Source organism: Lysobacter sp. N42, from assembly GCF_004344885.1.
Genome location: NZ_SKFB01000022.1, coordinates 20,884 through 33,497 on the forward strand (window position 1 = coordinate 20,884; position 12,614 = coordinate 33,497).

Genomic DNA, 12,614 nt, shown 5'->3' on the forward strand with positions numbered 1-12,614 from the left:
ACAAGTTCGTCACGGGGCCATCATGCCCGCCGAACCGGTCCAATTGGTTAGCAACTCGTTAGGTGACCGTTAAGGCGCTGCGGACGCGGTCGCAGAAAACGGGTCAGACAGGTGACGGCGGCTATTGGAGGAGCCGGCGCCCGCCCTGGAAGTGCTCGCGCCAGTAGGGGCCGTCCACCCGGTCCAGCCGCACGGTGCCGCCGCTGCTGGGCGCGTGCACGAAGCGGCCCTCGCCCACGTAGATGCCCACGTGGTTGACGCTCCCCGCCGGCCCGAAGACCACCAGGTCGCCGGCGGCGATGCCCGTGGGCCCGACCGGCGGGCCCAGCCGCGCCAGCTCGGCGGTAGTGCGGGGAAGCGCCCGGTCGAGCATGTCGCGGTAGACGTAGGCTACCAGGCCGCTGCAGTCGAAGCCGGACTCGGGCGTGTTGCCGCCGAAGCGGTAGGGCGTGCCCACCAGCGAGAGCGCGCGCATCAGCACCGCGTTGGCGGCGGCAGGGTCCTGCGGGGCGACGGCGGGCCATGTCGCCGGCAGCGCGACCCGCCCCGGCACCGGCGCCGGCCTGACGGCCGAGCCGCCGCCGCAGCCCGCAAGCGCCGCCGCGAGCGCGAGCGCCACGCCCGCGCGCAGGCGCTTGGCTGGCATGCCCGTGGCCTTGTCCGGATAATGCGCGTTCCCCATCGGCCGGTACTTTGCAGCCCGCGAAGCGGCGCTTCAACACCGTCCGTCCAGCCCGACCGGGCGCCCTTCCGCCCCGCGCGGCTGCGAGACACCTTCCTGATGAACATCGAAAAGAACAGCGTCGTCCGTTTCCACTACACCGTCTCCGAGCAGGGCCAGGCGCCGATGGAGTCCTCCGAAGGCCGCGAGCCGCTCGCCATCCTGGTCGGCCACGGCAACATCATCCCGGGCCTGGAGGAGGCGATGATGGGCAAGGCGGCGGGCGACAAGTTCGAGGTCGACGTGCCGGCCGCGCAGGCCTACGGCGAGCGCCGTGACGGCCTGACGCAGCGCATCCCCAAGAAGCACTTCGAGGGTCAGCCGCTGCAGCCGGGCATGCAGGTGGTGCTCAACACCAACTTCGGCCCGCGCGCGGTGACGATCGAGAAGGTCGGCATGACCGTGGTCGACGTCGACCTCAACCACCCCATGGCCGGCAAGGACCTGCACTTCGCCATCGAGATCGTCGAGGTGCGCGAGGCGGCCGCCGAGGAGCTCGAGCACGGCCACGTGCACGGCGAGGGTGGCCACCACCACTGAGCCGGCGCCGCGGCGTCGCTCCGGACGGCCCGCTTCGGCGGGCCGTTCGCGTTTGCGCCGCCGCGCGTCGGGCCGTGACGTCCGGCGCATAGGCGGATCGGCGCCGGGGCGGCATGCTGCGAAGGTCTTTCGGGGAGGAAGGGCGTGAACGCAACGACGCTGCTGGAACCGGTCGCGCCCGGCGAGCGCATCCAGGCGATGGACGTGCTGCGCGGATTCGCGCTGCTCGGGATCCTGCTGATGAACATCGAGGCCATGGGCGGGCCGCTTTTTGCCGGCATGACCGGCACCGACCTGTCGCTGCAGGGCGCCGACCGCGCGGTGGACGCGCTCGTCTACATCCTCGTGCAGGGCAAGTTCTACACGCTGTTCTCGCTGCTGTTCGGAATGGGCTTCGCGGTGATGATGGAGCGTGCCGCGCGCGCCGGCCGGCCGTTCGTGCGCCTCTACCTGCGGCGTACGCTGGGCTTGCTGGCCATCGGCCTCGTGCATGCGCTGCTGGTGTGGTCGGGCGACGTGCTGGTCACCTACGCGCTGGTGTCCCTGCCGCTGCTGCTGTTCCGCAACGCCCCGGAGCGCTCGCTGCCGTGGTGGGCGGTCGTGATCTACCTGGTGCCGGTGGGGCTGATGGGCCTGTTCGGGCTGATGGGCTCGCTGGCGCAGCTTGAGCCTACCGCCGCTGCCGAGTTCCAGAAGGCGCTCGACCAGCAGGCGGCCGGCCATGCCGCCACGATCGAGGCGCAGCGCCTGGCCTACGGCAGTGGCGACTTCCTCGCCGCGACCGCCCAGCGCGCGCGCGACACGCTGTCCATGCTCGGCTTCCTGCCCTTCTTCGGCGCGCACGTGCTGGGCATGTTCGTGCTGGGAAGCTGGTTCGTGCGCAGCGGCGCGATCGCGAGGCCGGCCGCGTTCCCCCGGCTGTACGCGGGCTTGCGATGGGCCGCGCTTCCGCTGGGCCTTGCGCTGATGCTGGCATCCTGGTGGCTCGAGCCGCAGATGGCCGCCGACCGCGCGGACCTGCGCATGGCCACGGCCTTCGGGCTGCACGCGGCCGGCAGCCTGCTGATGATGCTGGGCTACCTGGCGTGGATCGTGCGGGCACTGCATTCGGCCGCCGGCGCGCGCCTGCTCGGCCTGTTCGCCCCGGCAGGCCGCATGGCGCTGACCAACTACCTGCTGCAGTCGCTGGTGTGCACGCTGGTGTTCTACGGCTACGGGCTGGGCCTGTTCGAGCGCATGCCGCGTGCATGGCAGCCGGTGTTCGTGGTCGCGCTGTTCGCCGCGCAGGTCGCCTTCAGCCGCTGGTGGCTCGCGCGCCATGCGCACGGCCCGATGGAGCGCCTGTGGCGCGCCTGGACCTATCGCGGCGAGCCGCGCCCGGGTGGCACGGTGGCCGGAACGGCCTGAGCCGCCCGGCCGGTTCCGCCCGCGGCCCGGCGGCCCGACAATGGCGGGCCCGCCGCGTCGCGTCGGGGTCCTTCGCATCCGGAGCCGCGCATCGATGTCAGCCACGCAAAGCGACGTGCTCGTGGTCGGCGGCGGCGTGATCGGCCTGTCGGTCGCGCTCGCGCTGGCCGAGGCGGGCCGGCACGTGCGCATCCTCGAGGCCGGCCGGGTCGGCGGCGGCAGCTCGCATGGCAACTGCGGCACGATCACGCCCAGCCATGCGCCGCCGCTGTCGGCACCCGGCGTGCCACTGAAGGCGCTGCGCTGGATGCTTACGCCGGACGCGCCGCTGTACGTGAAGCCGCGCTTCGACCCCGTGCTCTGGAGCTGGCTTGTGCGCCTGGCCGCACGCGCCAATCCCCGCGACTGGCACGCCAGCGCGCTGGCCAAGGGCGCGCTGCTCAACGATTCGCGCGCCCGGCTCGAGGCCTGGATCGCGCGCTACGGCATCGACGCGGAGTTCGTCGAATCCGGCCTCGACTACGTCTATCGCGACGCGGCCGCGTTCGAGCACGGCCAGCGCGAGATCCCGCTGCTGCGCGAGCTCGGTATCCAGGCGCAGGCGATCGACGCCGCGACCTACCAGGCGCAGGAGCCGGCGCTCAAGCCGGGCATCGCCGGTGCATTGCACTTTCCGGGCGACGCCATGCTGAGGCCCGACCGCTACGTCGCCGGGCTCGCGCACACCGCCGCCGCCCGCGGCGTCGACATCCGGGCGCAGTGCGCGATGCAGGCCGTGCGACGCGACGGCGCCCACTGGCGCGTCGACACGCCGGACGGGCCGTTCACGGCCGGCGAGCTGGTGCTCGCCACCGGCGCCTGGTCGCGCCTGGAAGCCGGCGCGCTCGGCCTGTCCTGGCTGCGCCGTGCGGTGCAGCCCGGCAAGGGCTATTCCATCACCTACGACGCGCCGGCACTGGCGCCGCGGCGCCCGCTGGTGCTGCGCGAGCGATCGGTCTGCGTCACCGCCTGGGCCAGCGGCTTCCGGCTGGGCAGCACGATGGAGTTCTCGGGCTTCGACGCGAGCCTCAATGCACGCCGCCTGGCCGCGCTCGAACGCGGCGCAGCGGAGTACCTGCACGTGCCCACCGGTCCGGCGGTGCGCGAGCGCTGGTACGGCTGGCGGCCGATGTGCGTGGACGACGTTCCCATCCTCGGCCCCGTGCCGCGGCGCGATGGCCTCTGGCTGGCCACCGGCCACGGGATGATGGGCATGGGCATGAGCGCGGGCACGGGGCAGCTGCTGGCGGACCTGATGACGGGCCGCGCCCCGGCGATCGACCCCGCGCCCTACAGCCCGGCGCGCTTCACGCGGGGCTGATGCACGCGGTCACGCCGGCGTGCCGCCGCGGCTGGCAGTCTTGCGCCAACGACAGGACGGAAGGGCGATGACGACTGACTTCGACCTCATCGTGATCGGCGGCGGCTCCGGCGGCCTGGCCGGGGCATTCCGCGCGGCCGAGCATGGCGCACGCGTCGCACTGCTCGAGCCGAACGCGCTGGGCGGCACCTGCGTCAACGTGGGCTGCGTGCCGAAGAAGGCGATGTGGCTGGCGGCCGAAGTCGCCGGCCGGCTGCGCATGGCGGAGACGCTGGGCTTCGGCCGGGCGTCGGCCGCGCTGGACTGGCCCGGGTTCGTCGCGCACCGCGAGCGCTACATCGAAGGCATCCATGCCAGCTACCGGCGCCGCCTCGACGCCGCCGGCATCGCGCTGATGCCGCATCGCGGCCGCCTGCTCGACGCGCGGCGCGTGCAGACCGATGCGGGCATGGTCCTCAGCGCCTCGCACATCCTGCTGGCCACCGGCGGCCTGCCGTCCCGGCCGCCGATCCCCGGCGCGGAGCTGGGCTCGGTTTCCGACGACTTCTTCGCCTGGCGCGCGCCACCGGCCACCGTGGCCATCGTCGGCGGCGGCTACATCGCCGTCGAACTCGCCGGCGTGCTGCAGGCACTGGGCAGCCGCGTGACCCTGCGCGTGCGCGGCCCGCGCCTGCTGGAGGGCTTCGATGCCGACATCACCGCCCAGCTCGCCGACGACTACCGCCAGCACGGCGTCGATATCCGCTTCGGCACCGCGACGCGTGCGCTCGACGGCGAGCCCGGCGCGATCCGCTGCCAGGACGGGCAGGGCGACTGGAGCGAGCCGGTGGAGCAGGTGCTGTTCGCGACGGGGCGGCGCCCGGCCAGCGCCGGCCTCGGGCTGGAGGCGGCGGGCGTGGCCGTGGACGCGCGCGGCCACGTGCCCGTCGATGCCTTCGGCGCGACCGCGGTGGCCGGCATCTACGCCGTTGGCGACCTGACGGCCATGCCCGCGCTCACGCCCGTGGCCATCGCCGCGGCACGCCGGCTGATGGACCGCGTCTTCGGCGGCCGCGAGCGGCGTGCCCTCGAGTTCGAGGCCATGCCCACCGTGGTCTTCTCGCATCCGCCGATCGGCCAGGCCGGCCTGACCGAGGCCGCCGCGCGCGAGCGTTTCGGCGACGGGGTGCACGTGCTGCGCGCCGGCTTCCGCCCGATGCTGCATGCCCTGGCCGGCTCGCCGCAGCGCAGCCTGTTCAAGCTGGTCTGCGTGGGCCCGGAGCGGCGCGTGGTCGGCGTGCACCTGCTGGGCGAGGCGGCGGACGAGATGCTGCAGGGCTTCGCCGTCGCGCTGCGCGCGGGCGTCACGCTCGACGACCTGCACGATACGATCGCCATCCATCCCACCAGCGCCGAGGAAGTCGTGCTGATGCGCTAGCCGCGTTGACGCGATCGGCCCGAACGCATGAGCGACGCCATCGTCAGCACCGAGACCTACACGCTCCACCGCGGCCGCGTGCCGCTGCTGGTGAGCCTGCCGCATGACGGCGGCGCGATCCCGCCCGGGCTCGCCGCGCGCATGGCCGAGTGCGCGCGGGGCGCGCCCGACACCGACTGGCACGTCTCGCGGCTCTACGCCTTCGCGCGCGACGAGCTGGGCGCGTCGATGCTGGTCCCGCGCTTCTCGCGCTACGTGGTCGACCTCAACCGCCCGCCGGACGATGCCTCGCTGTATCCCGGCCAGAACACCACCGGCCTGTGCCCGGTGCAGTGCTTCAGCGGCGAGGCCATCTACCTCGACGGCCAGGCGCCGGACGCCGCCGAGATCGCCGCGCGCCGCGAGCGCTACTGGCGGCCGTACCACGAGGCGCTGGCGGCCGAACTCGCGCGCCTGCGGGACGCGCACGGCCGCGTCGTGCTCTGGGAAGCCCATTCCATCCGCGGCAGCGACCTGCCGTTCCTGTTCGACGGCCGCCTGCCCGACCTCAACCTCGGCACCGCGGCCGGCGCGAGCTGCTCGCCGGCGTTGCAGGCAGGCCTGGAAGCCAGGTTGGCCGCGCAGGGCCGCTACGACTGGGTCGTCAACGGGCGCTTCAAGGGCGGCTACATCACCCGCCACTACGGGCGGCCCGCCGAGGGCATCGACGCCGTGCAGCTGGAGGTGAGCCAGCGCATCTACATGGACGAGTCGACCTTCGCCTACGACGCCTCGCGCGCGGAGCAGGCGCGCGAGGTGATCGGCGCGCTGCTGCGCGCCTGCCTCGCGCCCGAGGGCTGACATCCGGCTGAGGCGTCAGGTGAAGGATCCTGGCGGCTGCCAGTTCTTCAGCCCGGCCGATGCCGGGGCGTCATGGAGCATCGCGACGAAGCCGCCCGCTCGCCGGGCGGCAGTTCAATCGGGTTTGACCGCCTCGAACTCCCACAGTAGGTAGGGCATGTCGTCGGCACGCGCCTTGCCCCGCACGCGCCGGATGACGTCGCGCAGGCTATGCGCGATGCGGCGCAGGCCGGCCGGCTGCGCGCGGTTTTCGCTCGAGCCGGCGATCGCGCTGTAATGGTCGTCGATTCGCACGCGCTCGGCGCGTAGCAGCCGGTAATGACCGATGAAGCCGTACATCCGCCCGGGCGGGTTGTCGCCGGTGAAGTACTCGTGCGTCGTGTCGGTGAGGATGTTGACGTGCGTGGGGTCGCTGAACGCCGACGGGTGCGGGTACGCTGGCGTGAGCGCGTAGAGCCGGCCGCCAGGCTGTAGCACCCGCCAGATCTCGTTCATGAGGCGGATGAACGGAAACGTCGTCCCCGACCCGTCGACGGTGGGGAGGATCCGCGGCATGTGCTCGAGAAAGTCGAAGGCCGAGACGGACGCGAAGCTTCCGTCGTCGTAAGGAATCGGCTGCGTCGCGAGATTGGCGGCCCGAAGCTCGAAGCCGGCCGCATCGCCCAAGGCGCGGATGTCCACGCCACAGACTTCGGTGCGGCCATACGGATTGCGCGGGAACTTGCCGCACCCCAGGTCGAGATGGCGATCGGAGCGGGACATGGCGCGGCTCGATGGAAACCAGGCGCGATGCTAGAGCATCGCGCCCCGCGCATGACGCGCAATGGCGGGGTCTTCGCAGGCGCCTGGCGGGATGCTCCGCGATCCGCGCCGGATCACACCTCCAGCGTCGCCAGGTCGCCCTTGCTCTCCAGCCAGGCCTTGCGGTCGGACGCACGCTTCTTTGCCAGCAGCATGTCCATCAGCGCCAGCGTGGCGTCCTGGTCGTCCACCGTGAGCTGCACGAGGCGGCGGGTGTCGGGGTGCATGGCCGACTCGCGCAGCTGCTGCGGGTTCATCTCGCCCAGGCCCTTGAAGCGGGTGACCGAGATCGCGCCCGTGGGCGCGCCCTTCTTCTTCTGCGCGCGGTCGCGCTCGATGCGATCGAGCAGAATGCGCTTTTCTTCCTCGTCGAGCGCATAGAACACCTGCTTGCCGATGTCGATGCGGAACAGAGGCGGCATCGCCACGAAGACATGGCCCGCGGCGACCAGCGCCGGGAAATGCTTGAGGAACAGCGCCGACAGCAGCGTGGCGATGTGCAGGCCGTCGGAATCGGCGTCGGCGAGGATGATGATCTTGCCGTAGCGCAGGCCGGAGATGTCGTCCTTGCCCGGGTCGCAGCCGATGGCGACGGCGAGGTCGTGCACTTCCTGCGAGGCGAGCACGCTGCCGGAGGCGACCTCCCACGTATTGAGGATCTTGCCGCGCAGCGGGAGGATCGCCTGGAAGTCCTTCTCGCGCGCCTGCCGCGCGCTGCCGCCGGCCGAGTCGCCCTCGACGAGGAACAGCTCGGTGCGCGAGAGGTCCTGCGAGGCGCAGTCGGCGAGCTTGCCGGGCAGGGCGGGACCCTGCACGACCTTCTTGCGCACCACCAGCTTCTCGGTCTTCAGGCGCGCGGCGGCGCGCTCGATCGCCAGCTGCGCGATCTTCATGCCGAGCTCGACGTGCTGGTTCAGCCACAGCGAGAACGCATCGTGCGCGGCGGACTCGACGAAGCCGGCGGCCTGGCGCGAGGACAGGCGCTCCTTCGTCTGCCCGGAGAACTGCGGGTCGGTCATCTTGATCGACAGCACGAAGGCCACGCGATCCCACACGTCCTCCGGCGCCAGCTTCACGCCGCGCGGCAGCAGGTTGCGGAAGTCGCAGAACTCACGCAGGGCATCGGTGAAGCCCGAGCGCAGGCCGTTGACGTGCGTGCCGTGCTGCGCGGTGGGAATCAGGTTGACGTAGCTCTCCTGCACCAGCTCGCCTTCCGGCACCCAGGCCGCGGCCCAGTCGACGACCTCGGTTTCCTTCGCCAGGTGCCCGACGAACAGCGTCTGCGGCAGCACCTCGCGCTCGCCGAGCTCGCCGCGCAGGTAGTCGCGCAGGCCGTCCTCGAAGTACCACTCGTCGCGCTCGCCCGTCGCCTCGTCGACCAGGCGCACGGTCAGGCCCGGGCAGAGCACGGCCTTGGCGCGCAGGAGGTGGCGCAGCGCGCGCGCGTTGAACTTCGCGCTGTCGAAATACTTCGGATCGGGCCAGAACTGCACGCGGGTGCCGGTGTTCTTCTTCCCGACGCTGCCGATGACCTCCAGCGGCGAATCACGGAAGCCGTCCTTGAACGTCATCCGGTACTCGTTGCCGTCGCGCCTGATCCGCACGTCCACCTTCGTGCTCAGCGCATTGACGACGCTGACGCCCACGCCGTGCAGGCCGCCGGAGAAGGTGTAGTTGTTGCCGCTGAACTTTCCGCCCGCGTGCAGGCGCGTGAGGATCAGCTCGACGCCCGGGATCTTCTCCTCCGGGTGGATGTCCACCGGCATGCCGCGGCCGTCGTCCTGCACCGAGCAGGAGCCGTCGGCATGCAGCGTGACCTCGACGGTCCGTGCATGGCCGCCCAGGGCCTCGTCGACGGAGTTGTCGATGACCTCCTGGGCCAGGTGGTTGGGACGGGCGGTGTCGGTGTACATGCCCGGGCGGCGCTTGACCGGGTCCAGCCCGGACAGCACCTCGATGTCGGCGGCGTTGTATCGCTTGTTCATTAGTCGAAATGCTAACAGAGCGCGTCGCAGCCGCTCAGACCACGCGCGAGGCTGAACGGCCGCTGGCGTAAACGGGCCGTTATTCACCCGGGGGCAACGGCGGCCACCCGTACGGTGCGCCGCGTGCCGGCCGTGCGGCATCCGATGATGCGAGCCGGCGCGGTGCTTCCCCCACAAAGGAGTGTTCGATGAAGAACCGTACCCTCGCCGTTTCCGTCCTTGCGGCCGCACTCGTCGCGCCGGCCGCGTTCGCCCAGACCGCGGTCGGTGCCAAGGGCGCAGTCCCCGCGGTCGCCCCGACGGCGGCCACCAAGCCGGCCACCACGCCGGTCCGCGATGGCGCGCGCAGCGGTTCGCAGGCCGCCACCCAGGCGAGCGACCGCGCCACGCAGGCCGTTTCGACGAGCCCGACGGCGACCGCCACTTCCGCCGTGACGGCCGACGCCACGGTCGCCACGCCGGCCGTCACGGCCGGTACCGCCGTCGACGCCTCGGTGGCGACCGGCACCTCCGCGGACACGGCGGCCACTACTGCGGACCTGCCGGCCCGCGCCGACGCGCAGGGTGCGGCGAACGCGAGCGCGCAGGCCGTCGAGGCCGTCTCCGGCAACCCGACCGCCGCCGAGCGCTCGGCCGTCACCGCCGGCGCGACCGCCGACGCCGACGCGCTCGCGGGCACCGGCCAGGCCGCGTCGGAGGAGGACGCCAAGCAGGCCCGCATGGACGAGCTTGCCGCCAAGAAGGCCAAGCGCGAGGCGCGCAGGAAGCACAAGTGACGCCCTGATCCGCGCGACATCCACGCCCCGGCCCGTGCCGGGGCGTTTTTCGTGCGCGGTTCGCGGAAGGCCGGTCGCGGCCTGCGCCGACGCCCTGTAAACTACGGGTTTCCTGCGCCCCCGACCCCATGACGTCTCCAAGCCATGTAACGCCGCTCGTGTTCGTCACCGGCGGCGTGGTGTCCTCGCTCGGCAAGGGCATCGCGGCGGCTTCGCTCGCGGCCATCCTCGAATCGCGCGGCCTGCGCGTGACGATGATGAAGCTCGACCCGTACATCAACGTCGACCCGGGCACCATGAGCCCGTTCCAGCACGGCGAGGTGTACGTCACCGACGACGGCGCCGAGACCGACCTCGACCTCGGCCACTACGAGCGCTACGTCCGCACGCGGCTGTCGCGCAAGAACTCGATCACCACCGGCCGCATCTACGAGTCGGTGATCCGCAAGGAGCGCCGCGGCGACTACCTCGGCGGCACCGTGCAGGTGATCCCGCACATCACCGACGAGATCAAGCGCGCGATCATCGAGGCCACCACCGGCTTCGACATCGGCCTGGTGGAGATCGGCGGCACCGTGGGCGACATCGAGTCGCTGCCCTTCCTCGAGGCCATCCGCCAGCTGCGCAGCGAGCGCGGCCCCGAGTCGACGCTGTTCATGCACCTCACGCTGGTGCCCTGGATCGCGGCCGCCGGCGAGCTCAAGACCAAGCCGACCCAGCACTCGGTGAAGGAGCTGCGCTCCATCGGCATCCAGCCCGACATCCTGCTCTGCCGCAGCGAGCAGCCGCTGCCGGACTCGGAGCGTCGCAAGATCGCGCTGTTCACGAACGTGCCCGAGCGCGCGGTGATCTCGGCGGTCGATCTGGACAACATCTACAAGCTGCCGCGCTTCTTCCACGACCAGGGCCTGGACGACATCGTGATCCGTCGCCTCGGGCTGCAGGCCGGCCCGGCGGACCTGTCGGAGTGGGATGCGGTGCTCGACGCCAGCGAGCACCCGGTGGACGAGGTGACGATCGGCGTGGTCGGCAAGTACGTCGACCACCAGGACGCCTACAAGTCCGTCGCCGAGGCGCTCAAGCACGGCGGCCTGCGCCAGCGCACGCGCGTGAACCTCAAGTGGATCGAGTCCAGCGACGTGGAGAAGCAGGGCGTGTCCGCGCTCGCCGGCGTCGACGGCATCCTGGTGCCCGGCGGGTTCGGCGACCGCGGCTTCGAGGGCAAGGTGCTCGCCGCGAAGTTCGCCCGCGAGTCGGGCGTGCCGTATTTCGGCATCTGCTACGGCATGCAGGCGGCGGTGGTCGACTATGCCCGCAACGTCTGCGGCCTTGCCGGCGCCAACAGCACCGAGAACGACAAGCACTCCCCGCATCCGGTGATCGGCCTGATCACCGAATGGCGCACGTCCACCGGCGACGTGGAGCGCCGCAGCGAGGACAGCGACCTCGGCGGCACCATGCGCCTGGGCCTGCAGGACCAGCGCGTGAAGCCCGGCACGCTGGCGCACGAGATGTACGGCGCGACCGTCGTCGGCGAGCGCCATCGCCACCGCTACGAGTTCAACAACCGCTACCGCACCCAGCTCGAGGACGCGGGGCTGGTCATCTCCGCCAAGTCCATGGATGACCTGCTGGTGGAAATGGTCGAGCTGCCGCGCGATCGCCACCCGTGGTTCCTGGCCTGCCAGGCGCATCCCGAGTTCCTGTCGACGCCGCGCGACGGCCACCCGCTGTTCGTCGGCTTCATCCGCGCCGCGCGCGAACACAGCGCGCAGGCAGGCGGCCGGCTGCTGAAGGAAGCGAGCGCCTGATGGCGGGCGCGCCGTTCATTTTCCCCCTCGCGCCGCGCCCCCGCGGCGCGATGCACTGGAGCACTGCATGAACCTCTGCGGATTCGAGGTCGGCCTCGACAAGCCGTTCTTCCTCATCGCCGGCCCTTGCGTCATCGAATCGATGGAACTGCAGATGGAGACGGCCGGGAAGCTCAAGGAGATCACCTCCGAACTGGGCATCCCCTTCATCTTCAAGTCCAGCTTCGACAAGGCCAACCGCACCTCCGTCAACGGATTCCGCGGCCCGGGCATGGAAGCGGGCCTCAAGGTGCTTGCCGAAGTGAAGCGCCAGCTGGGCGTGCCGGTGCTGACCGACGTGCACGAGTACACGCCGATCGACGAGGTCGCCAGCGTGGTCGACGTGCTGCAGACCCCGGCCTTCCTCGTGCGCCAGACCGACTTCATCCAGAAGGTCTGCAGCGCCGGCAAGCCGGTCAACATCAAGAAGGGCCAGTTCCTCGCCCCCTGGGACATGAAGCCCGTGGTGGAGAAGGCCCGCGCGACCGGCAACACGCAGATCATGGTCTGCGAGCGCGGCGTGAGCTTCGGCTACAACAACCTGGTGAGCGACATGCGCTCGCTCGCCGTGATGCGCGAGACCAATTGCCCGGTCGTGTTCGACGCCACGCATTCGGTGCAGCTGCCGGGCGGGCAGGGCAGCTCGAGCGGCGGCCAGCGCCAGCACGTGCCGGTGCTCGCGCGGGCGGCGGTCGCGGTCGGCATCGACGGCCTCTTCATGGAAACGCACCCCGATCCGGACAAGGCGCTCTCCGACGGCCCGAACGCCTGGCCGCTGCCGAAGATGCGCGCGCTGCTGGAAACGCTGAAGGCGCTGGACGAGGTGACCAAGCGCAACGGCTTTCTCGAGCAGGATTTTTGAACTGGCCACGGATGGACACCGATGACACGGATCAAGGCAGCGATCGATCCGTGTT

At 71.3% G+C, this 12,614-nt stretch carries 11 protein-coding genes; 8 read left to right on the forward strand and 3 right to left on the reverse strand.

All coding sequences use genetic code 11. From position 1 onward, the window contains the following. Window positions 1-121: 121 nt before the first annotated feature. Window positions 122-682, reverse strand: a complete 561-nt coding sequence (locus EYQ95_RS19175) for a C40 family peptidase (RefSeq protein WP_132329385.1) — start codon at window positions 680-682, stop codon at window positions 122-124. Window positions 683-781: 99 nt separating this feature from the next. Between EYQ95_RS19175 and EYQ95_RS19180 the strand changes: the two genes are divergently transcribed. The 5 genes from EYQ95_RS19180 (at window position 782) to hutG (ending at window position 6,285) form a co-directional block, all read left to right on the forward strand. Further along, entirely contained in the window at window positions 782-1,261 is a 480-nt protein-coding gene (locus tag EYQ95_RS19180; protein WP_132329388.1) for a peptidylprolyl isomerase, read from the forward strand. Window positions 1,262-1,405: 144 nt separating this feature from the next. Next, window positions 1,406-2,668, forward strand: coding sequence for a DUF418 domain-containing protein (locus EYQ95_RS19185; protein WP_132329391.1), 1,263 nt, complete (start codon window positions 1,406-1,408; stop codon window positions 2,666-2,668). Between the two features lie 94 nt (window positions 2,669-2,762). Beyond that, entirely contained in the window at window positions 2,763-4,028 is a 1,266-nt protein-coding gene (locus tag EYQ95_RS19190) for an FAD-binding oxidoreductase (protein WP_132329394.1), read from the forward strand. A 67-nt stretch (window positions 4,029-4,095) separates the two neighbouring features. Beyond that, window positions 4,096-5,445 carry a glutathione-disulfide reductase gene (gene gorA / locus EYQ95_RS19195; protein WP_132329397.1) on the forward strand — a complete coding sequence of 450 codons (1,350 nt, stop codon included), beginning with the start codon at window positions 4,096-4,098 and terminating at the stop codon, window positions 5,443-5,445. Window positions 5,446-5,472: 27 nt separating this feature from the next. Continuing rightward, the gene (gene hutG / locus EYQ95_RS19200) at window positions 5,473-6,285 is read left to right on the forward strand and encodes an N-formylglutamate deformylase (RefSeq protein WP_132329400.1); all 813 of its coding nucleotides are present in this window, start codon (window positions 5,473-5,475) and stop codon (window positions 6,283-6,285) included. Between the two features lie 114 nt (window positions 6,286-6,399). Here hutG and EYQ95_RS19205 read toward each other — a convergent pair whose 3' ends face one another. Together EYQ95_RS19205 and parE are read right to left on the reverse strand one after the other, a co-directional pair. Next, complete coding sequence (locus EYQ95_RS19205; protein ID WP_132329403.1) at window positions 6,400-7,047, reverse strand: methyltransferase domain-containing protein; 648 nt, start codon at window positions 7,045-7,047, stop codon at window positions 6,400-6,402. A 113-nt stretch (window positions 7,048-7,160) separates the two neighbouring features. Then, window positions 7,161-9,071 (reverse strand): DNA topoisomerase IV subunit B, encoded by a 1,911-nt coding sequence (parE, locus tag EYQ95_RS19210; protein WP_132329406.1) that lies wholly within the window; start codon window positions 9,069-9,071, stop codon window positions 7,161-7,163. Window positions 9,072-9,259: 188 nt separating this feature from the next. Between parE and EYQ95_RS19215 the strand changes: the two genes are divergently transcribed. From EYQ95_RS19215 to kdsA, 3 genes are all read left to right on the forward strand, one after another. Then, window positions 9,260-9,847 carry a hypothetical protein gene (locus EYQ95_RS19215; RefSeq protein ID WP_132329409.1) on the forward strand — a complete coding sequence of 196 codons (588 nt, stop codon included), beginning with the start codon at window positions 9,260-9,262 and terminating at the stop codon, window positions 9,845-9,847. A gap of 128 nt (window positions 9,848-9,975) precedes the next feature. Then, complete coding sequence (locus EYQ95_RS19220; protein WP_132329412.1) at window positions 9,976-11,658, forward strand: CTP synthase; 1,683 nt, start codon at window positions 9,976-9,978, stop codon at window positions 11,656-11,658. Window positions 11,659-11,725: 67 nt separating this feature from the next. Beyond that, entirely contained in the window at window positions 11,726-12,559 is an 834-nt protein-coding gene (gene kdsA, locus EYQ95_RS19225; RefSeq protein WP_132329415.1) for a 3-deoxy-8-phosphooctulonate synthase, read from the forward strand. Window positions 12,560-12,614 lie beyond the last annotated feature (55 nt).